Genomic DNA, 21386 nt, shown 5'->3' with positions numbered 1-21386 from the left:
AGCCATGGGCGAAGCGAATGAAGGTAGGAACGGTGCCGGCGAGCGCCAGCGGGGTAAAGGCAGGACACTGCGCCGGTAGCCCCGGCGCAGTGGAATCGTCAGCACATCAGCCGCACTTGCTGTCGCCACAGGCCAGGCAGGTGAGACAGCCGTCCATCTGCACCGCGGCCTTGGTGTGGCATTTGCCGCACATCTGCGCGCCGGCCGGGTAGGCTTCGGCACTGTCGTCACAGTCCGCTGCCGCCTGGGCTGGAGCATTGATGCTGGTGAACTCGGCCCGCTTCTGCTCCAGATAGGCGCGCTGGTGCTCGTCCATCCCGTCCTCAAGCATGCCGATGCGCTTGAGGTGCTGCTCCAGCACATCACCGATTTCCGCAACCAGCGAGGGCATCCAGCGGCCGCCACGCTTCATGTAACCGCCCTTGGGGTCGAATACGCTGTTCAACTCTTCGACCAGGAAGGTGCAGTCGCCACCCTTGCGGAATACTGCGGAGATGATCAGCGTCAGCGCCGAGATCCACTGGTAATGCTCCATGTTCTTCGAGTTGATGAAGATCTCGAAGGGCCGGCGGGTTTCATGGTCGCTGCCGGGGTTGAGCACCACGTCATTGATGGTGACGTAGATGGCGTGCTCGGAGGTTGGCGTCTTGATCTTGTAGGTCGAGCCTTCGAGGAACTCGGGGCGTTTGAGCTTCTCATGCATCTCGACATAGGTGGGCGCAGCCGGTTCGGGCGCCTTGGCCGGCTCGTCCGGCTTGACCACTGCGTAGTCGACAATCTTGCTGGTTATCTTGAGTGCCATGTCCATCTTCCTTGCCCCGCGCCTTGGCGGGGCTGTGTTGTTTGTTCAGCCGTGCGATGCAGTAATCCAGCGGCTCAGAATTTGCCGTAGTAGCCTTCCTTGAGCGCATCATACAGATTGGCGGCGGAATGCATTTCGCCGTCGTATTCGATTTCTTCCCCGCCCTTGGCCTCGATGATGCTGCCGTCTTCCAGCTTGAAGCGGTAGGTGGTGTTGGCCAGGTCCTGTTCCTTCACCAGCACGCCCTGGAAGGCTTCAGGGTTGAAGCGGAAGGTGGTGCAGCCCTTCAAACCCTTGTGGTAGGCATACAGGTAGATATCCTTGAAGTCCTCGTAGGGATAATCCGTCGGCACGTTGGCGGTCTTGGAAATCGACGAGTCGATCCACTTCTGCGCTGCGGCCTGCACGTCCACGTGCTCGGTGGGCTTCACGTCATCGGCAGCGATGAAGTAATCCGGCAGGTTGCGCGAGGCAGCTTCCATGTCCGGCAGCGCCTGGGGATCGATGAATTCCCGATAGGCCAGTAGCTCGAAGCTGAACACGTCGACCTTTTCCTTGGACTTCTTGCCTTCGCGGATCACGTTGCGGAAATAGTGATGGGCGAAGCTCGGCTCGATACCATTGGAGGCGTTGTTGGCCAGCGACAGGGAGATGGTGCCGGTGGGGGCGATGGAGCTGTGATGGGTAAAGCGCGAACCCTGCTCTGCCAACGCCTCGACCAACGCCGCATCTTCACCCGCGACCTGCTGCATGTAGCGGCTGTACTTGGCCCAGAGTACCTTGCCCTTGACCTTCTGACCGACCTTGAAGCCGTCCTTCTGCATTTCCGGACGCTTGGCGAGCATGGCACCCGTGACGGTGAACTCTTCTTCCATGATCGGCGCCGGGCCCTTCTCCTCACTGAGCTTGAGGCCGGTGCGCCAGCCCTGCAGGGCCATTTCGCGGGAGACCTGCTCGGTGAATTCCAGCGACTGTGCATCGCCATACTTCATGCACAGCATGGTCATGGTCGAGCCCAGACCGAGGAAACCCATGCCGTGGCGGCGCTTGCGGAAAATCTCATTGCGCTGCTCTTCCAATGGCAGGCCATTGATCTCGACCACGTTGTCCAGCATGCGGGTGAAGATGTCCACCACCTTGCGGTATTCGTCCCAATCGAACCGGGCTTTGTCGGTGAAGGGATCGCGTACGAACAGGGTCAGGTTGATCGAGCCCAGCAGGCAGGCGCCATAGGGCGGCAGCGGCTGCTCGCCACAGGGGTTGGTGGCACGGATTTCCTCGCAGAACCAGTTGTTGTTCATCTGGTTGACCCGGTCGATCAGGATGAAACCGGGCTCGGCGAAGTCGTAGGTGGAGGTCATGATCATGTCCCAGATGCGCCGCGCCTTCATGGTGCGGAACACGCGGCAGGCTACCAGGCCGTCGTCGCGGGTCACATAACGTTCGTTGCTTGGCCACTCACGCCAGATCACCTGCTCGGCATCGTTGACATCGACCTTGTCTGCTTCGGCTTCGCCGATGCCCAGCGGGAAGGCCAGCTTCCATTCGCTGTCGGACTCCACCGCCTGCATGAACTCCTCAGTGATCAGCAGCGACAGGTTGAACTGACGCAGGCGACCGCCCTCGCGCTTGGCGCGGATGAAGTCCGCCACGTCCGGATGACCCACATCGAAAGTCGCCATCTGCGCACCACGACGGCCACCGGCGGACGACACGGTGAAGCACATCTTGTCGTAGATATCCATGAACGACAGCGGGCCGGAAGTGTAGGCGCCAGCGCCGGAGACATAAGCACCGCGGGGCCGCAGGGTGGAGAATTCATAGCCGATGCCGCAGCCGGCCTTCAGCGTCAGGCCGGCCTCGTGCAGCTTGGACAGGATATCGTCCATGGAGTCGCCGATGGTCGCCGAGACGGTGCAGTTGATGGTCGAGGTCGCAGGCTTGTGTTCCAGCGCGCCGGCGTTGGAGGTGATGCGGCCGGCGGGGATGGCACCATGGCGCAGCGCCCAGAGAAACTTGTCATACCATTCTTCGCGCAGCTCCGGCAGCTCGACTTCGGCCAGGGCGCGGGCGACACGCTGATAGGTCTCATCGACGGTCTGGTCGATGGCTACGCCATCCTTGGTCTTGAGCCGATATTTGGTGTCCCAGATATCTTCCGAGGCCGGCTGCATGGGAATGTTGGTTACGACATTATGCAGACGTTGCACCTTGGCTGTTTGACTCATCATATTCTCCTGGAATCAGTGCTGTCCGGGCTTGACAAACGTTCACGCCTGCTCACCCCTGCACCTGAAAAACACTACTGGTTGTGCGTATTGCGAATCCTAGACCCAGATATGGTAAAGATCAACAACAAAGGAAACCTGAAAATGCGGCCTGGAGATCTTGACTTGCATGCAGGCCGCGACAGCTCAGGCGGTGACCGCCGAGCCATCTATCGGAAAGAAATGTCCGTCACTCCATACGCCGATGCGGGGCTGGCCATCGACCTGTTCCTCGACCGCCAGGTCCGCCAGTTCATAGAATACGTTGCGATGGATCAGCGCCCGCAGGTTGCTGCGCAGCAGCACGTAGGGTGAAGGTTCGCTGGTGTCGGCATCCACTCGGACGGTGATCGGATGCATCTCGCCAGCCAGCACACTGTGGCCCAGGCTGGTGAAGAGGGTCAGACGCTGTTCGCGGCCCTGCCCCTCCACCTCCAGCCGTACCGCAACGAAGGGGACATCATCGACCCGGATGGCCCAGCGCTCCACCGGCGTGACCAGGTAATAGCGGCCATCTTCATCCAGCCGCAGAATGCCGGAAAACAGCTGCGCCAGGGACTTGCGGCTGATGGGTCCGCCTTCGTGATACCAGGTGCCGTCACGGGCAATGTGCATATCCAGCTCACCGCTGAAATCCGGATGCCACAGATGCACTGGCGCCGGCTCGCGGGCGTCGCCGGTACTCGACTCAGGCAAGCTGTCGAGCAGCGACTGGGGAGGTGGTGGTCGGTTGTCCATAGGTTACCTCGATCTCGGGATGGCTAGGGTCTGCCCAGCAATTGACGGGTATAGTCTTCCATCGGTTCCCGCAGCAGATTTTCCGGACGGGTTTTGGAGAAAGCGAGAAAGCCGGTGCGGCTGGTGATGGTGGCAAAATCGATGAGCCGCTCGGTGCCCGCTTCCAGCAGCATCAATTGCAACACCACTGCATCGCGCCCCACATGGCCTGCGCTGGCCTGCTCAGCGGTCGGCTGCGCGCCGGCACTGCTCTGGGCGCTGGCGAAGCGGGTGTACAGCAGATAATCCAGCCCCTGTTGTCGGGTATGCAGCAACGCCTCGTCCAGCCCCAACGGCTGTTCCGCGCGCCGCACCATGGGAAAGACCTGCACTGCGGCGGCAAATCCTTCCTCGGCCAGAATGTTCGGGCGCGCATAGGCATGACCGACCGGCACGAAGTGACTCTGCGCTATGTAGAATCGCGAGTCGGCCTGCAGGCGGAAGTTGCCGCTGCGGGTGATCTGATAGCGATCCAGCAGCCCGGCATCGCTGAGGTAGAAGCGCCCTTCCTCCTTCATCTGCGAGGGCGTACAACCCCAGGCCAGCACGGCCAGCGCCAGCACCGCAGTAATTCGGGACAGCGATATCATCGGTTTCATAATCCACGCATCCGTTCCGGTCGCAGCCCGGCCTGTTCCGGTTGCTTGATGGCCTGGCGCACCTGCGCCAGCAGGCGCGGCTGGTCAGCGCCCAGTATCCCTTTGAGTACCAGATAGTTCGATGCATGGTCGCTGCGAAAAACCGTATTGTTCAGCTCCAGGGCAGACAGGAGCATCTCGATCTCGCGGAACAGTCCGAGCTGATCGAGGGGCTGGAAGTCAGGGAAACGCGCCTGGTAGCGTTCCATGCCATGGGGAAAGCTGACCACCAGTGTGGACAGGAAATCCGGCTGGGTCAGGTTCATCAGCCGGGCTGAGTTCGCCGCATGCTGCTCGGACAGATTCCGGCCACCCAGCCCGTTCAGAATCATCAACGAGGTCTGCAAGCCAGCCTCCTGGGCCTTGAGCAACGCCTCGGCAGTGGAATCGAAGGTCTCGCCCTTGTTCACCCGCTGCAACACCTCGTCATCACCAGACTCGGCACCGACATAGAGCATCTGCAGGCCGGCCTCGCGCAACTGCCTGAGTTCCTCTACGGACTTGCGGCGCAGATTGCGCGGCAGGCAATACGAGGTGACCCGCTGTACTTCCGGCATGTACTCGCCTATCGCCTCGAGAATGCGTAGCAGGCGGTGAGTCGGCAACACCATGGCGTCGCCGTCGGCGAGAAACACCCGCTGCACGATCAACTGCTCGCCACTGCGGCGGATCTCATCCAGCACCTGCTGTTCGTCACGGGCGCGAAATTTCTTCTGCGGCGCAGTGTACATATCGCAGAAGGTGCACTGGTTCCATGAGCAGCCGTTGGTCACCGGCAAGATCAGCGAATGCGCCTCGCTCGGCGGACGAAATACCGGCTCGATGTAGTCGATGGGAAAACGGGGCTGGGCTGACATGCATCACTCCAATCAAGGTTCGCTGCTCAGTTTACAGAATAGCCGGGCATACGCCCTCCCCCGGTGATTGATCACCCGTATGGGTTTAGCGCGCGGCTGATGATTCTTTTATGGTTTCCGTACCGAAAGAAGGCATTTTGCCAGGGTAATCGGCTGAATAATCATACGGATAATAACAATGCGCAAAACAACCAGCATCACATCATCTCGCTTCATCCTGTCCACCCTATCGGCAGTGATCATGGCTACCAGCCTGAGTGGCTGCCTGTCGGGAGGCGGTGGCGGCAGCAGTCATGACGGCGGCTCCGTTGAGAACCCACTGAAGGTCACCACCCAACAGGGTGATTACATCGGGATCGAGCATGACGGCATGCGGGTATTCCGTGGCCTTCGCTACGGTGTAGCCGAGCGCTTTGCCGCGCCCGCTCTCCCGCCGGCTCACGCTGATGCCATCCAGTTGAGTGAAACCTTCGGCAGCAGTTGTCCGCAAGATGCCAGCCCCTTCGGTGAAGCAAGTCTGGATGAGGATTGCCTGTTCCTGAATGTCTATGCGCCGGAAGAGCCCGGGGAGTATCCGGTCATGGTCTGGGTCCACGGCGGCGCCTTCATTTATGGCTCCGGCGGTGCCAGTTACGAACCAGTGCGGCTGGTAGAGCAAGGCGTGGTAGTGGTGACCCTCAATTACCGCCTGGGTGCGTTGGGCTTCCTGCCCCATGTCGCGCTGGGAAATGCCAACTTCGGTCTGCAGGACCAGCAGCTGGCACTCCAGTGGGTCCGGGACAATATCGACCAGTTCGATGGCGATCCAGATAACGTCACCCTTTTCGGCGAGTCTGCGGGCGGCCACAGCGTCATGAGTCAGCTGGCCTCACCAGGCGCAGCGGGCCTGTTTCACAAGGCCATCGTGCAGAGTGGTTCCTACAACGGCGCGCAGGTACCGCTGGGGGATATCCCCCTGGGGCTGGACACTGTCATTCCGGGCGGCCAGAGCTTGTTTGGCCTCCCCACCATTGCCCAGACCACTTGTAGAGATACCCCGGATGCGCAACTGCTGCAATGTCTGGGAGACTTATCCGTACGGGAGCTGCTCGATGCCCAGCCGGGCAATATTCTCCCTGTCTCCAACACCGCGACGCTCCCCCGGTCGATCAACCAGGCATTGGCCAGCGGGGAATTCAATGAGGTCCCGGTGATGATGGGCAGCAACCTGGATGAAGGCGCGCTATTTACCCTGCTGGCACTGGGAGACGGCGAGGATCTGTTCACCCCGGCGGGCTATACCGCCGCTGTCGCCAAGCTGCTGACAGAAGACCCAACCCTGGACGCCGGCCAGATCGCCGATGATTATGCCGCAGAGCAACCCACCGGCCCCCTGCAGTTCGTCAATGCCTATTCGGCAATCGGTACCGACTGGCGCTTCAACTGCCCGAACAACAACCAGTGGAACCTGTTACAGAGCCAAGTGGATACCTGGGGTTACTGGTTTGCTGATCGCAACGCACCAAATATTCTTGACGGTGTAACGGCGCCCTTCCCCCTGGGTGCTGCTCATTCCTTCGAGATTCAATACGTGTTGAGCTCCGAACAGACACTGATTGACCGTGGCGCCGGAGAAGATCAGCTCGCCCTGGGGGAACATATGGCTCGCTACTGGACCAATTTTGCCAAATACGGCGTCGACCCGGCCATCGGCCCCAATGGCACTGACGGCGCAGCGGAAGCGGTGGAATGGCCACGTCTGACGTCAGGCGGGCAGATCCTGCGCCTTGACGCTCCGACCCCGGCCGCGGTCGATCAGAGCGCCTTCAACACAGCCCACCAATGCGCTTACTGGCAGAACCCGCCACGCATTCCCCTGGGGTAAGGCAGGCTCCAGCCGTGGCATCGAATCAGTCGATGCCACGGTTCAGTTATCCTGGCTCTGCCGTGGCAGGATCGCCAGGAAATTACTCCCCGCCACCTTGTGCGCCACCGTCTCGGGCAAGGCATCGAGGAAAACGTCGAACCCGCTCATGTACTCCCCCAGACTGCCGAACTTGCCCACCACATCCGAGCCGATCATGAAGCGATCCGGGAAGCGTTCGACCAGTTGCAGCCAGCGCGGGTCCGGCTTGCCCTCGCTGTCGAGCAGGTAAGGCTCCAGCATGGTCCACGACAGGTCGATATACAGGTTCGGATACAGCCCGAGCAACCGCTCCACCTCATCGAACAGGAATGTCAGCTTCTCCTGGTGACGATGGATTTCCTTGCTGGTGCCGGCATGGGCCCAAATGAAACGCACCTGCGGATGGTCACGCAGGGACTCTTCCAGCTCCGGCAGATACAGCGGATTACGCTCACGCTTGGAGGTGATATTGCTGTGGATCATCACCGGCAGATCATACTCGGCGGCCAGGTAGTAGATCCGGTCCATGGCCTCGCTGTTGGCGCGGGGCACCTCGCTGTTGGTCAGTGCGGTCAGGTCGTCATGGCGGGTGAATACCTCGCCGATGCCCTGCCACATGCCCGGATAGGTCTCCAGCAGGCGGCGCAGGTGCTCGCCGGAGTTCTTGTCGTTGGGGTTGAAACCAGAGAGGAAGGGATGAAAACGCGACCGCTGTTTCTCATCCAGTTGTTCCAGCGCATGCGCGACGATGTAATCCGTTGCGCTGAACCAGTATGCCCCTGCGTCATCCCCAGCGTAATAACGCGGCCGACGTGGTTCATTTTCATGCCATTTCTTGGCTACCGGAACACCGCTGATCATGGCGTGGCGGATATTATGCTCATCCATCTGCTTCAACAGCTCGGTCATGCCGTCGGTTTCCTGGAAGAAGTCGACGTAATGCAGATGGGCATCGGTATAACTGTAGTCACGCGCCTGGGCGGGCAAGACCGCCAGCGCGGCGAGGAGACACAAGGCAGAACGGAAAGGCGGCAAGCGGGTACTCCTGTTCAAGTCGATTGCCCGGTAGACCCGCCGCTTCGCCTCAAGTTCACGCCCTGCCCTCAGGCGGGATCGCCATCGCGCCGCCGCTTGGAACGGTTGCCCATGCGTACGCCAATATCCATCAGAAACTGCATGTAACCTTCCTTGTCTTCGATCACTTCGCGCCAGAACGGCGAGTGATACATGGACATGGCGCCGTGCGCCAAAGCCCAGGCCGCGCAATAGTGAAAGTACGCCGGTACATCCTCCAGCTTGCCTTCGTCGATACGCTCCTGAATCACCCCGGTCAGATGATTGAAATTGGAGGCGCGGATGCGATGCAGCTCCTCCACCAGTTCCGGCATCTGATTGGCCTTGAGAACTTTCTCCTCCAGCCGATCGAACAACCGATAGCGCTCCGGATCACTCATGCGAAAGGCGAAGTATTCCCGGGAGAGCGCCTCTCGATCCGTTTCGATGGATTCCGAATGCAGCAGCTCGGCCAGATCGCGCTCGTAGTCCAGCATCAGGCGCAGATAGATCTCGGCTTTTGACTTGAAGTGCTTGTAGATGGTGCCCTTGCCGATTCCGACATCATCGGCAATCATTTCAACCGTGACGCTGTCTTCTCCCTGCTCCAGGAACAAACGCAACGCCGAGGTCAGAATTTCCTGTTCCCGGCGCCGAAACTCCCGGATCTTGCGTGATTCTTTCTGCATATGCTTACCTGCATGGGCGTGACGATGAAAATGCATTATGCCAATTTCATGACCAATTGCACACTTTTGGTATTAATATGACCAAAAGTTCATGCCTTTACAGTGACCATGTTCCGTTTGGCTCCAGGCACGCTATCATCGGCAACAGAAATGCAATCCGCACAGGACCCGACCATGCTCCATAAACTGCAATGGGATGATGAGTTCCCCCAAGACCCCACCATTTGCTATTTGAATCACGCAGCTGTTGCCCCCTGGCCCAAACGCGCCGCTGATGCAGTGACGGCCTTCGCCCGGGAGAACATTACACGGGGAGCGGAGGATTATCCTCGTTGGATTCAACTGGAGCATCGCCTGCGGGGGCAATTCCAGACCCTGCTCAACGCGCCGAGCAAAGGCGATATCGCCCTGGTGAAGAACACCTCCGAGGCGTTATCCCTGGTGGCCATGGGGCTGGACTGGACGGCCGGCGACGAGGTCCTCGTCAGCGATCAGGAGTTTCCTTCAAACCGCATTCCCTGGCAGGCGCTGGAGAGTCGTGGCGTTATTCTGCGTCAGGTGAGCCTCGATGGAGATGATCCGGAAGCGGCATTGATTGCGGCAATGGGGCCGGCGACTCGTCTGCTGAGCATCAGCTCCGTGCAATATGCCAGTGGCCTGCGCATGGACCTGACGCGCCTGGGGCGCGCCTGTCGCGAGCGCAACATCCTGTTTTGCGTCGATGCCATTCAATCGTTAGGCGCCCTGCCGTTGGACGTGCAGGCATTCGATTGCGACTTCGCCATGGCCGATGGACACAAATGGTTGCTGGGGCCTGAAGGACTGGGCGTATTCTATTGCAGGCGCGCTGCCCGCGACCGGCTGAAGCTTCTGCAATTCGGCTGGCACATGGTCGAGGCCATGGGCGACTATGATCGCGAAGACTGGATGCCAGCGAGCACCGCCCGACGTTTCGAGCCCGGCAGTCCCAATACCCTCGCCCAACATGCTCTATCGGCGAGCCTGGAGCTATTGCTGGAGGTCGGCGAACAGCGCATTCAGGAAGCGTTGCAGCAGCGCACGGCGTACTTGCTGCAATCACTTGGTCGCCTGCCGGGGGTGCGCATTCTCAGCCCTGCGGCACCTGAACGACGCGCGGGCATCGTCACCTTTCGCATCGAGGGTTGGGATACCAGCCAGCTGTTTGCCCAGTTGAAGGAAGCCGGAGTGATTTGCGCCGCCCGTGGTGGCGGCATTCGCTGGTCGCCGCATTTCTATACGCGGCAGGACGTGCTGGATCGAGCATTGGCTATCCTCAAAGGCATCCTCGCCCAGCGGCAAGACTGAACCAGTCACGATAAGCTCCTGCACCTTATTCCGAATAGGTTTAATGAAAGGGCCTATCTGACTGGAAATGCCGCAAAAGTCGGCAATACTTCTCATATCAGATGCAGCACCTCCCCCAAGTGCCGCATCTGGCAGAGCCGGCCCCGTCCGGCTCTGTATCACTCCTAATGGTCTTGACCCGAATTTCTCCCCCGGAATTCGGGTTTTTTTTAACTATTCAACAGAGAACACATCAACTTATTCGATATTTATGCTGGGTATTTTGCGCTTTTAACCCAGATTACTTTGATAGATCATCGCTGCATCTGATCGAAGCAGCCAGAGCTCCGATCACCATAGAACAGGAGACAGACAATGATCGAACTGCGTCCTTACCAAGAATTGGGTGGTGCCCACCACGGTTGGCTGAATGCCCGGCACCATTTTTCCTTTGCTGAATACCATGATCCCAAACGCATGCACTGGGGACATCTGCGCGTATGGAACGATGACATCATCGCTCCGCATTCGGGGTTCCCAACCCATCCGCACCGCGACATGGAGATCATCACCTATGTCCGCGAGGGAGCGATCACCCACCAGGACAGTCTGGGCAACAAGGGCCGGACCCTCGCGGGCGATGTACAGGTAATGAGTGCCGGCACTGGCATCGCCCATAGCGAGTTCAACCTGGAGGACCAGGAAACGCGGCTGTTCCAGATATGGATCTTGCCCGACGAGAAAGGGTTGGCCCCCTCCTGGGGTACCAGACCTTTCCCCAAGGGTGAACGCAGCGGGACCTTTGTCACCCTGGCCAGTGGGCTGGCGGAGGATGGCGATGCCCTGCCCATCCGGGCAAATGCCCGCTTGGTCGCCGCCACCCTGAAACCGGGGCAGACTGCGGACTATGCTATTGCCACGGGGCGCAAAGTCTATCTGGTACCGGCCAGCGGCCGGGTCGAGATCAACGGTGTTACCGCCAATGCCGGTGACGGCGTCGCGGTGCAGGGCGAGACGTTGCTGCGGATTACCGCTGAAGAAGAGAGTGAGGTCGTGCTGGTGGATGTTGCCTGATCAGGGCCGCATCCAGCTGAACGATGCGCCAGAGGCGCAACTCCAATGGGTTGAATCACTGAGTACCATAACGACAGAGGAAGCAATAATGACCAAGCTACTGGTGCTATACCATTCCATGTACGGCCATATCGAAACCATGGCCAATGCCGTCGCCGAGGGCGCACGTCAGGTTCCCGGTGTCGAAGTCGACATCAAGCGTGTGCCGGAAACCATGCCCGCCGAGGCCTTTGCCGCAGCGGGCGGCAAGACCGATCAGCAGGCCCCCCAAGCCCGCCCGGCGGAACTGGCCGACTACGATGCCATCATCTTTGGCACACCGACCCGTTTCGGCAACATGTCCGGGCAGATGCGCAACTTCCTCGACCAGACCGGCGGCCTCTGGGCCAAGGGTGCGTTGGCGGGCAAGGTGGCCAGCGTGTTCACCTCCACCGGCACTGGCGGCGGCCAGGAGATGACCATCACCTCCACCTGGACCACCCTGGCGCACCACGGCATGGTGATAGTGCCTGTCGGCTATACCACCCCCGCACTGTTCGATATATCCCAGGTGGGCGGCGGCACTCCCTATGGCGCCTCGACCATTGCCGGTGGCGATGGCTCACGCCAGCCGGATGAACGGGAACTGGGCATTGCACGTCATCAGGGCCAGCATGTAGCGCAGATTGCCAGCAAGCTGACCCGTTGATTCAGACAGCCGTCAGGGGGAACAACCGGTGAAAGTTGGCCGTGGTGTTCTCCCAGAGGCGCTCCAGCTGCTCGCCGCGCAACTCGGCAAGAAAGGCAGCCACCTCGCAGACGAATTGCGGCTCGTTCGGCTTGCCGCGGTGCGGCACTGGTGCCAGGTAGGGTGAATCCGTTTCGACCAGCAACCGATCGGCGGGAATCCGCCGCGCCACGTCCCGCAGCGCATCGGCATTGCGAAAGGTGACGATGCCAGATAGGGAAATGTAGTAGCCGAGATCCAGCGCCGCCCGCGCCATGTCCCAGTCCTCAGTGAAGCAGTGCAGTACTCCGGCATTGGGCAGGTCTGCCTCGCGGAGCATGGTCAGGGTATCCTCCCGCGCTTCGCGGGTGTGGATGATCACTGGCTTGCCAGTGGTGGCGGCAGCCTGCAGGTGATAGCGGAAGGAGTCCTGCTGCGCCTGGGCCATGTCCGGCTCGTAGTGATAATCCAGGCCAGTCTCACCGATGGCGGCTACTCGCGGATGCTCCAGCGCCTCCAGTAACCAGGCAAGATCGGTTGGATCGTTACGCGTCAGGTCCAGGGGATGTATCCCTACGCTGCACCAGACGTCGTCGTACTGCTCGGCCAACTGCTTGACCACCGGCGCGTTGGCGGCGTCCACGCCGATACAGAGAAACTTGCCGACACCACGCTCGCGCGCAGCATTCAGAGCGTTGTCGAGAGAGCCGTCATGGGCAGTGAGGTCGAGGCGGTCTAGATGGCAGTGGGAATCTATCAGCATGGTCACATGGTATGGGTCGGGCGGTCGGATTTGAGCGCGCCGGCCAGGTAGGTTTCGATTTTGCTGCGGGCGGTATTGTCCTGATCACTGAACTGGACTCCGATACCGGCTGCACGGTTGCCCTGGGCGCCTCGCGGGGTAATCCAGATGACCTTGCCTGCCACCGGGATCTTCTCCGGTTCTTCCATCAGGTTCAGCAGCATGAAGACCTCATCGCCCAGGCGATAGGTCTTGTTGGTGGGAATGAACATCCCGCCGTGTTTTACAAAAGGCATGTAAGCCGCATACAGCACTGACTTGTCCTTGATCGTCAGTGAAAGAATGCCGTTGCGGGGTCCTGGCGCAGTCGCAATGCTCATATCGTTGTCCTTGTTGATACTCGGCATGGGTCTGCCATCTAGACTAGCGTCTTTCCAGCAACTGTTTCCACTGGATCAGCAGCGTTTCGATAAACAGCACCCGATTGAGGTTGGCTTTGCCCAGCAGCATGCCCCGATGTTGCAGCAGCCAGCTCTGCCAGTTGAGCAACGCGGGCAATTGCAGGTGGCGCGCCATGTAGGGCAGTACCTTGTCCATATCGGTATTGACCGGAGCTTCCATGGCTCCGGTCTTGAGCCGCAGCAGATCCAGCGTCCAGTCACAGAACCAGTCGGCCAGCAGCTCCAGCGGCAGGTTCGGCCAGCGCTCGGCCAGTTGGGAGGCCGATTGCTGGTTCTTCAACAGCGCCTTGACGCCCTCCACGACCTGTTGACGCAGGCTGGCGGCGTCCATCTCATGCAGGGCAATTGCGCGCAGGGGGGCACCACCGGCCATCAACAGCAACGCGCCGTGCTGCTCGGCATCCAGGTCCGGAAGACTGTGCTGCAGCCAGGCCATCGCCTCGGCGTGGCCGGGAGTGACCAGTGGCTGTACCCGGCAGCGGCTGCGGATGGTCGGTAGCAATCGACTGGGCTGATCACTGACCAGCAACAGATAGGTATCGGAAGTAGGCTCTTCCAGGGACTTGAGCAAGGCGTTGGCAGCGTTCAGGTTCATCGCCTCGGCTGGATGCAGGATGATGACCTTGCGGCCACCCTGCTGCGCCGTCTGCCCCATGAAATCGCCAAGCTGGCGGATTGCATCGATGCGGATGGCCTTGCCCTGCTCTTCCGGCTCCACCACCAACCGATCAGGGTGGCTGCCCGCCTGGCGTAAATGGCAACTGCGGCACTGGCCACAGGCACGCCCGGACTGAGGCTGCAGACACAACAGGTGAGCGGCGAAGGCCTCGGCGAACAGCCGCTTGCCGACCCCTGGCAGGCCGGCGAACAAAAAGGCATGGGCATGCCGGCTGCCGGCGGTCAGGGCATCCCAGACCGGCAGATGCCAGGGGCAAGGACTGACGGCCTGATCAGCCATGGTGGCGCTCCAGCACTTCATCTATCAGGGGTTGCATGGCCTGGCGCACCGAGTCGAGGTCGCCGCTGGCGTCGATCACCCGATAGCGTTGCGGATCAGCCGCTGCGCGTTGCAAGTAGCTGCCGCGGACCGCTTCGAAGAATGCCTGCTGTTCGCGCTCGAAGCGGTCCAGCTCGCTGCGGGCCCGGGCCCGGGCCATGCCCAGCTCCACCGGCACATCGAAGATGATCACCAGATCGGGGCGCAGGTCGCCCTGGACCCAGTTCTCCAGCGCGGCGATACGCTGCGGATCGATACCGCGGCCGCCGCCCTGATAGGCATAGGTGGCATCGGTGAAGCGGTCACTGATCACCACCCGCCCCTCGGCCAGCGCCGGGCGGATCAGGCCGTTGAGGTGCTGGGCGCGGGCGGCGAACATGAGCAGCAGTTCGGTATCCGCGTGCATCGGCTCCTCATGCAGGCTCAGCAGCACGTCGCGGATACGCTCGGCCAGCGGCGTGCCGCCCGGCTCACGCGTGATCAACGGCGCGCAACCCCGCTCGGCCAGCGCCTGGGCAAAGACCTTGAGGTTGGTGGACTTGCCAGCCCCTTCCGGGCCTTCGAAGGTGATGAACAGTCCGCTCATTGCGCCGCCCCGCTGTCTTTTACTGGCTCCGCCGGAGGCGGGCTGGAGCGATAGTTGGGGGCCCGCTGCAGAATCTGATAGTGGCGGACCGCGCGGTTGTGCTGCTGCAGGGTCTCGGAGAAGACATGGGAGCCATCCCCCCGGGCCACGAAATACAGCGACTTGCCTGGGGTCGGATTGACTGCGGCAAGCAGCGCTTCGCGACCAGGCATGGCGATGGGCGTTGGCGGCAGCCCGTCGATGGTGTAGGTGTTGTAAGGTGTCGGCCGGCGCAGGTCGCTGCGGCGGATCTTGCCCTGCCAGTCTTCGCCCATACCATAGATCACTGTCGGGTCAGTCTGCAGGCGCATGCCCATCTGCAAGCGGCGGGTGAACACGCCGGCAATCTCGCCGCGCTCATGGGGTACACCGGTTTCCTTTTCGATGATCGATGCCAGAATCAGCGCCTCGTAGGGCGTATCGATCGGCAACCCCTCGCCACGCTGCTCCCAGGCTGCCTCCAGCTCCTGCTGCATGCGCTGATGGGCGCGCAGCAGGATGTCGCGATCACTCATACCCAGCGTGTACCGGTAGGTATCAGGGAAGAACATGCCTTCCGGGTGATCTTCCGTCAGGTTCAGCTCGGCCATTACCTGGGCGTTGCTCAGTTCGTCGGACAAGCTGTGCTGCAGCCGTTCGGCCTTGGCCAAAGCAGCGCGAAATTGGCTGAAGTTCCAGCCTTCGACCAGGGTAACGCTGCGCTGTATCACCTCACCTCGTTGCAGCAATGCCAGCAACTGCTGCACCGTCATGCCGGGCGTGAGTCGATACTCGCCGACCTGCAATACGGTGTCCGGCATCTGCCATTGCCAGTAACGGCGTATCCAGCTGGACCGCTCGATCACTCCACGTTGCTCCAGGCTGGAGAACACCCGGGCGGGCGTGCTGCCGGGCGGAACGTCCAGCGTATCTGCGACCTTGATCTGCAACGACTGATCCAGCGTGGAATTCAGGGTGTAGTATCCCCAGAGCCCAGCGCCAGCCAACAAAACCACTGAAAAAACAGCAGCTTTCATTAAAAACCTTATAAACCACTTCACATTAGGACCTGCTTAGCCAGGGTCTGGATGTCGCGGGTATGGACGCCGACGGGCCATTGCCAGTCTGCCAGCGCCACCACCGGCCAGACACCGAATACGCTGTTGCAACAGAACACCTCGGTGCTGCGCAACAGTTCGTCAAAAGATATCGAACGCTCCTCTACGGCGTCACCTTGCGCCGCCAACTGCTCGATCAGGAAGCCGCGCATCACGCCCCGCACGCCGCATCGATCGAGCGCAGGCGTCACCCATCGATCATCCAGCCGCATGAACAGGTTGCTCATAGTGCCTTCGATGGGGTCGCCAGCGAGATTACACACCAGCCCTTCGGCGTGGACTGAATCCTGCCATTCACTGCGCGCCAGGACCTGCTCCAGCCGATTGAGGTGCTTGAGACCCGCCAGCATGGGTTGATCGCCCAGCCGGGTGGCGCAGGGATACAGGCGAATGCCCTGCTCGGCATGTTGTGCGGGATAGCTCGGCAGTGGAGAGGATTGGAGAATGCGCGTCACCTGAGGTTGCTGCGGCATGGCGTAGCCACGCAGGAACTCACCGCGGGTGATGATCAGTTTGAAGAGCCCGTCACCGAGCAGCAGCGCCTGCTGCTCGACTTCGCTGCGGATCACCGCTAGATCCACAGGCAGGCGCAGGGCCTGCACCCCCAATGCCAGCCGCTGGAAATGCCACTCTGCCAGCGTCGGCTTGCCGCCGCGAACCAGAATGGTCTCGAACAGTCCGTCACCGTAGGCCAGGCCGCGATCGCGGGCCGAAACAGCACTGGTCGGCACACCATTGACCAGGCATTCGGCGACGCGGGTTGCGGCCATCCCGGTGATGTCCATCAGAGGCGGCGGAACACCAGGCTGCCGTTGGTGCCACCAAAGCCGAAGGAGTTGGATATCACCACGTCCAGCTGGCGAGCCTGGGCTTCATGGGCGACGTAATCGAGGTTGCAGCCCTCACCCGGGTTGTCCAGATTGATGGTCGGCGGTGCCACCTGGTCACGCAGGGCGAGCACACTGAAAATCGCCTCGACTGCGCCGGCGGCGCCCAACAAATGACCGGTCATGGACTTGGTCGAGCTCATGGCCAGCTTACAGGCGTGGTCACCGAACACGGTTGCCACCGCGCGGGTTTCAGCCAGGTCACCGGCCAGGGTCGAGGTGCCGTGGGCGTTGATGTAGCCAACCTGTTCTGGCGCCACATCGGCATCGCGCAGGGCATTGCCCATGCACATGGCTGCACCGCGGCCATCTTCCGGCGGCGCGGTCATGTGGAAACCGTCGCCGCTCATACCGAAACCGATCAACTCGGCATGGATATGCGCACCGCGGGCCTTGGCATGCTCATACTCTTCCAGCACCATGGCGCCGGAACCGTCGGACAGCACGAAGCCATCACGTTCGGCATCCCACGGACGGCTGGCGCGGGTCGGGTCTTCGTTGCGGGTCGACAGCGCGCGGGCAGCGCTGAAGCCACCGAGGCCCAGGCCGCTGGTAGCCATTTCGGAACCACCAGCGATCATCACGTCCGCTTCGCCATAGGCGATGTTGCGCGCGGCCATGCCGATGCTGTGGGTACCCGTGGTGCAGGCGGTCGTCAGCGCATAGTTCGGCCCACGCAGTCCATACTGGATGGACAGATAACCGGCCACCATGTTGACAATCGAGCCAGGCACGAAGAACGGCGAGATACGACGCGGGCCGCTGTTGAGCAGCAACTCGTGATTGCGCTCGATATTGGTCAGACCGCCGATACCAGAGCCCATGGACACGCCGATGCGGTCGCGGTTGTCATCGGTAATATCCAGCCCCGCATCATTCATCGCCTGGATGCACGCAGCAATGCCGTACTGGATGAACAGATCCAGCTTGCGTGCCTCCTTGGCCGACATGTAAGGCTCGATATCGAAATCGCGAATGGAGCCACCAAAACGGGTACTGAAGGCACTGACGTCCATATGCTCGATCGGCGCGATACCGCTCTTGCCTGCCAAAGCCGCCTGCCAGCTGCTTTCAACCGTATTCCCCAGCGGGCTCAACATGCCCAGGCCGGTTACCACGACGCGTCTACGCGACAAGGGAGACTCCTTAATTCAACTCGTTCGACAGCGGGCTATTGTCCGCATAAAGGGGCGGCGCGGCAACTGAATGATTATCGGCCGTCCGTCACCAGTTATTTCAGGGGAACTACTGCAAAGCGAACACGAACAAAAAGGCCGCAGCTCTGATATCAGGACTGCGGCCTTTTCGACCTGCAAGCAGACTGCGTGATTACTTCTGGTGCGAGTTCACGTAGTTGATTGCTTCCTGCACGGTGGTGATCTTCTCGGCTTCTTCATCCGGAATTTCGGTCTCGAATTCTTCTTCGAGAGCCATCACCAGCTCAACGGTGTCAAGGGAGTCAGCGCCAAGATCTTCAACAAAGGAAGCACTGTTGGTTACTTCTTCTTCTTTGACGCCGAGCTGCTCGGCAACGATTTTCTTGACGCGCTCTTCGATGGTACTCATACCTTGTTCTCACTCCTGATTTTGCAGTTCCGATAAGCCGGACTGCGGGTAGTTTATAGAAAGAATTCCCGAGATTTCAAGCTGGAAATGCTTCTGTGTCAAAATGGCCCGGCCCAGAGAGGCCGGATTCCCACTAGTCAAAGCCCCGACTGCCCAAAAGCAGCCGAAGATCAACCCATGAACATACCGCCATTTACCGGGATAGTTGCCCCGGTAATGTATCCAGCCGGCTCACCGGCAAGAAATGCTACCACTGCAGCAATTTCCTCGGCTTGGCCGAGGCGCCCCAGTGGAATCTGTTCGAGCATGACCGACCGCTGATTGTCATTCAGCGCCCGGGTCATGTCCGTATCAATGAATCCAGGTGCCACCGCATTCACGGTGATTCCGCGTGAACCGACCTCACGGGCCAGTGCACGGGCAAAGCCCTCCATGCCGGCCTTGGCCGCAGCATAGTTGGATTGACCGCCGTTGCCCATACCGGCAACCACCGAACTGATGCAGATGATACGGCCCCAACGCGCTTTGGTCATGCCCCGCAGCACAGCCTTGGACAGACGGTAAACCGAGCCCAGGTTGGTGCTGATGACATCATCCCACTCATCATCTTTCATACGCATGAGCAGGTTATCGGCGGTGATGCCGGCATTATTGACCAGAATCGCCGGCGCTGCATAATCCTCAGCGATGCGCTCCAGCACCTCGGCAACCGAGGCCGGGTCGCGTACATCCAGCTTCAGACCGGTGCCCTGGTAGCCTGCGGCGGCCAGTTTTTCGGCAATGGACTGGGCGCCGGCGTCACTGGTGGCAGTACCGACTACAATGGCTCCCTGGGCAGCCAGCGCATGGGCAATGGCCTGCCCGATACCACGACTGGCACCGGTAACCAGGGCAACTTTTCCTTCCAGACTCATATCAAGCTCCTTCGGCAACACGGGCGACAGCGTCGGAAAAACCCTCGACACTATCCAGATTATGGGTGGCCACACCTTTGGCGCAGCGCTTGTTCAGGCCCGACAATACCTTGCCAGGACCGCATTCGACCATGTCAGTGACACCCTGGGCAGCGATGTATTCGATGCTTTCGACCCAACGCACCGGGCTGTACAGCTGCTCGACCAGCTGCTGGCGCAGACCGTCGAGATCCGCTGCCGGGCGCGCCGTCACGTTCTGCACCAGAGTGATCTGCGGCTGATTCCAGGTCAGGCCGGCGAAATCCTGCGCCAGCTGCTCAGCGGCCGGCCGCATCAGTGCGCAGTGGGACGGTACGCTGACCGGCAGCGCGATGGCACGCTTGGCGCCGGCGGCCTTGCAGGCGTCAATGGCACGCTGCACGGCGGCCGCCTGACCAGCGATGACCACCTGGCCAGGCGCGTTGAAGTTGACCGCACTGACCACTTCACCCTGGCCCGCCTCGGCGCACAGCTGGATGATCTGCTCATCGGTCAGCCCGAGAATCGCCGCCATGCCACCCTCGCCTTCCGGCACGGCCTGCTGCATCAACTGACCACGACGCTCGACCAGACGCAGCGCGTCGGCAAAGCCGATAACCTCGGAAGCCACCAGGGCGGAGTACTCACCCAGACTGTGGCCGGCAACAAAGGCCGGACGAACATCGCTGTTAGCCTGCCACAGGCGCCACAGGGCAACGGACGCAGCCAGGATTGCCGGCTGGGTGCGGTCGGTCCGACTCAACTCGGTGTCCGGGCCTTGCTGGCAAAGTTGCCACAGGTCGTAGCCCAGCGCATCACTGGCCTCGACAAAGGTGTCGCCAATCAGACTATGCTGCTCCGCCAGGCCAGCCAGCATGCCGACCGCCTGGGAACCCTGTCCGGGAAATACGAAAGCGAGGGTTTGAGTCATGCAACTTTCCTCATTGTTGTCATTCATTGATTAAGTCTTCCGTCTGAGATGACCCACTGGTCAGACGGGTCACAAGAGTTCGCCCCGGCAACGTGCCAGGCGCGCGGCGATGCGCTGCGGCATCTGCGACTGACAGGCGCGCACTGCCTGCCCGATGGCCACTTCCAGGGCAGTCTGATCGGCATTGCCGTGACTCTTGACCACGACACCCTGCAGTCCGAGCAGCACCGCTCCATTATGCTGACTGGGGTCCAGGCGTTCGCCCATCGGTTTCAATGCCCGCCGCAGCAGCGGCGCCAGCAAACGCAGCGCGAAGCTGCCGGACAAGGCCCGGCGCAACTCATCCTGCATATAACCAGCCAGCCCTTCGCTGGCCTTGAGCACCACATTGCCGACAAAGCCGTCACAGACCACCACATCGGCACGGTCCTGAAACAGCTCGTGACCTTCTATATGACCGATATAGTTCAGCGAACGGCTATCACGCAACAGCTCGGATACTTCACGCACCCGCAGGGAACCCTTGTTGATTTCGCTACCGATGTTCAACAACCCGACCCGCGGTCGCTCGATATCAGTCAGCTCGGCCACCGCTTCGGAGCCCATCACGGCAAACTCGAACAGCTGCCGCGCCGAGCAATCGACATTGGCCCCCAGATCGAGTACATGGCAGAACTTGCCGGCTACCGGCAAAGCCGCCATGATTGCCGGCCGCTGAATACCTTCCACCGTTCCCAGCAGGGTTTTTGCCAGCACCATCAGCGCACCGGTATTACCCGCACTCAGACAGCCATCGGCCACGCCGTCACGCACCTGCTCGATGACCACGCGCATGGACGCATCACGCTTGCTGCGCAGCACGCTGGCAGGCAGATCGTCGGCGAGAATGGTTTCGGAGGTATGGACGAAGCTGACACGATCGTCAGGCAGGCGGTATTCACGGGAGAGGCTGGCCATCGGTTCGGGCGAACCGACCAGAACGACGTTGAACCCAGGAATCTGCTGAAGGCAGCGGGCAACGGCGGGGATAATGCAACGGGGACCGAAGTCCCCGCCCATCACATCAATCGCTAAGCGGACTGACGTGGACAAGAC

The 21386-nt window shown here is 60.7% G+C and carries 22 protein-coding genes; 4 read left to right on the top strand and 18 right to left on the bottom strand.

Annotation, left to right across the window (positions count from 1 at the left end):
• Window positions 1–106: 106 nt before the first annotated feature.
• The 5 genes from DHB74_RS14480 to DHB74_RS14460 all read right to left on the bottom strand — a co-directional run bounded on the left by DHB74_RS14480 (window position 107) and on the right by DHB74_RS14460 (window position 5341).
• A complete protein-coding gene (locus tag DHB74_RS14480; RefSeq protein ID WP_036989692.1) occupies window positions 107–802 on the bottom strand; it encodes a TSCPD domain-containing protein in 696 nt (231 codons plus the stop codon).
• Window positions 803–876: 74 nt separating this feature from the next.
• On the bottom strand, window positions 877–3030 hold the full coding sequence (locus DHB74_RS14475) for an adenosylcobalamin-dependent ribonucleoside-diphosphate reductase (protein ID WP_280165670.1): 2154 nt from the start codon (window positions 3028–3030) through the stop codon (window positions 877–879).
• 186 nt (window positions 3031–3216) lie between these two features.
• Window positions 3217–3807, bottom strand: coding sequence for a DUF1285 domain-containing protein (locus tag DHB74_RS14470; protein ID WP_499161790.1), 591 nt, complete (start codon window positions 3805–3807; stop codon window positions 3217–3219).
• Window positions 3808–3830: 23 nt separating this feature from the next.
• Window positions 3831–4445, bottom strand: coding sequence for a DUF4823 domain-containing protein (locus DHB74_RS14465; protein WP_499161789.1), 615 nt, complete (start codon window positions 4443–4445; stop codon window positions 3831–3833).
• Window positions 4442–5341, bottom strand: coding sequence for a radical SAM protein (locus DHB74_RS14460; RefSeq protein ID WP_499161788.1), 900 nt, complete (start codon window positions 5339–5341; stop codon window positions 4442–4444). Before DHB74_RS14460 ends, DHB74_RS14465 begins: the two co-directional genes overlap by 4 nt.
• Before the next feature lie 178 nt (window positions 5342–5519).
• Between DHB74_RS14460 and DHB74_RS14455 the strand changes: the two genes are divergently transcribed.
• Window positions 5520–7205 (top strand): carboxylesterase/lipase family protein, encoded by a 1686-nt coding sequence (locus tag DHB74_RS14455; RefSeq protein ID WP_136869490.1) that lies wholly within the window; start codon window positions 5520–5522, stop codon window positions 7203–7205.
• A 42-nt stretch (window positions 7206–7247) separates the two neighbouring features.
• Here DHB74_RS14455 and DHB74_RS14450 read toward each other — a convergent pair whose 3' ends face one another.
• Window positions 7248–8261 carry an amidohydrolase family protein gene (locus DHB74_RS14450; protein ID WP_499161787.1) on the bottom strand — a complete coding sequence of 338 codons (1014 nt, stop codon included), beginning with the start codon at window positions 8259–8261 and terminating at the stop codon, window positions 7248–7250.
• 68 nt (window positions 8262–8329) lie between these two features.
• A complete protein-coding gene (locus DHB74_RS14445) occupies window positions 8330–8968 on the bottom strand; it encodes a TetR/AcrR family transcriptional regulator (RefSeq protein ID WP_499161786.1) in 639 nt (212 codons plus the stop codon).
• A gap of 174 nt (window positions 8969–9142) precedes the next feature.
• Between DHB74_RS14445 and DHB74_RS14440 the strand changes: the two genes are divergently transcribed.
• The 3 genes from DHB74_RS14440 (at window position 9143) to wrbA (ending at window position 12035) form a co-directional block, all read left to right on the top strand.
• Window positions 9143–10294, top strand: coding sequence for an aminotransferase class V-fold PLP-dependent enzyme (locus DHB74_RS14440; RefSeq protein ID WP_499161785.1), 1152 nt, complete (start codon window positions 9143–9145; stop codon window positions 10292–10294).
• 354 nt (window positions 10295–10648) lie between these two features.
• Window positions 10649–11347, top strand: a complete 699-nt coding sequence (locus DHB74_RS14435) for a pirin family protein (RefSeq protein ID WP_074778566.1) — start codon at window positions 10649–10651, stop codon at window positions 11345–11347.
• 88 nt (window positions 11348–11435) lie between these two features.
• The gene (gene wrbA / locus DHB74_RS14430; protein WP_036989681.1) at window positions 11436–12035 is read left to right on the top strand and encodes an NAD(P)H:quinone oxidoreductase; all 600 of its coding nucleotides are present in this window, start codon (window positions 11436–11438) and stop codon (window positions 12033–12035) included.
• 1 nt (window position 12036) lies between these two features.
• On the opposite strand, the gene DHB74_RS14425 is transcribed toward wrbA, so the two are convergent.
• From DHB74_RS14425 to plsX, 11 genes are all read right to left on the bottom strand, one after another.
• Window positions 12037–12816, bottom strand: coding sequence for a TatD family hydrolase (locus DHB74_RS14425; RefSeq protein WP_036989680.1), 780 nt, complete (start codon window positions 12814–12816; stop codon window positions 12037–12039).
• Between the two features lie 2 nt (window positions 12817–12818).
• Window positions 12819–13175, bottom strand: a complete 357-nt coding sequence (locus DHB74_RS14420; RefSeq protein WP_074778781.1) for a PilZ domain-containing protein — start codon at window positions 13173–13175, stop codon at window positions 12819–12821.
• 43 nt (window positions 13176–13218) lie between these two features.
• Entirely contained in the window at window positions 13219–14214 is a 996-nt protein-coding gene (locus DHB74_RS14415) for a DNA polymerase III subunit delta' (RefSeq protein WP_074778564.1), read from the bottom strand.
• Entirely contained in the window at window positions 14207–14839 is a 633-nt protein-coding gene (tmk, locus tag DHB74_RS14410; protein WP_074778562.1) for a dTMP kinase, read from the bottom strand. The genes DHB74_RS14415 and tmk overlap by 8 nt, the downstream gene beginning before the upstream one ends.
• Entirely contained in the window at window positions 14836–15894 is a 1059-nt protein-coding gene (gene mltG, locus DHB74_RS14405) for an endolytic transglycosylase MltG (protein WP_036989678.1), read from the bottom strand. Before mltG ends, tmk begins: the two co-directional genes overlap by 4 nt.
• 20 nt (window positions 15895–15914) lie before the next feature.
• Window positions 15915–16745: an aminodeoxychorismate lyase gene (gene pabC / locus DHB74_RS14400; protein ID WP_499161784.1), complete on the bottom strand. Its 831-nt coding sequence runs from the start codon at window positions 16743–16745 to the stop codon at window positions 15915–15917.
• A gap of 14 nt (window positions 16746–16759) precedes the next feature.
• The gene (gene fabF / locus DHB74_RS14395; RefSeq protein WP_036989677.1) at window positions 16760–17998 is read right to left on the bottom strand and encodes a beta-ketoacyl-ACP synthase II; all 1239 of its coding nucleotides are present in this window, start codon (window positions 17996–17998) and stop codon (window positions 16760–16762) included.
• Between the two features lie 193 nt (window positions 17999–18191).
• Window positions 18192–18428: an acyl carrier protein gene (acpP, locus tag DHB74_RS14390; protein ID WP_036989676.1), complete on the bottom strand. Its 237-nt coding sequence runs from the start codon at window positions 18426–18428 to the stop codon at window positions 18192–18194.
• 170 nt (window positions 18429–18598) lie between these two features.
• The gene (gene fabG / locus DHB74_RS14385) at window positions 18599–19342 is read right to left on the bottom strand and encodes a 3-oxoacyl-ACP reductase FabG (RefSeq protein ID WP_036989675.1); all 744 of its coding nucleotides are present in this window, start codon (window positions 19340–19342) and stop codon (window positions 18599–18601) included.
• Between the two features lies 1 nt (window position 19343).
• Window positions 19344–20291 carry an ACP S-malonyltransferase gene (gene fabD / locus DHB74_RS14380; protein ID WP_499161783.1) on the bottom strand — a complete coding sequence of 316 codons (948 nt, stop codon included), beginning with the start codon at window positions 20289–20291 and terminating at the stop codon, window positions 19344–19346.
• 69 nt (window positions 20292–20360) lie between these two features.
• On the bottom strand, window positions 20361–21383 hold the full coding sequence (plsX, locus tag DHB74_RS14375) for a phosphate acyltransferase PlsX (RefSeq protein ID WP_499161782.1): 1023 nt from the start codon (window positions 21381–21383) through the stop codon (window positions 20361–20363).
• Window positions 21384–21386: the final 3 nt, after the last annotated feature.

This window comes from Pseudomonas sp. G11-1, from assembly GCF_024031555.1.
Taxonomy (GTDB): Bacteria; Pseudomonadota; Gammaproteobacteria; order Pseudomonadales; family Pseudomonadaceae; genus Halopseudomonas; species Halopseudomonas bauzanensis.
This window is presented reverse-complemented; position numbering and strand designations above follow the sequence as displayed.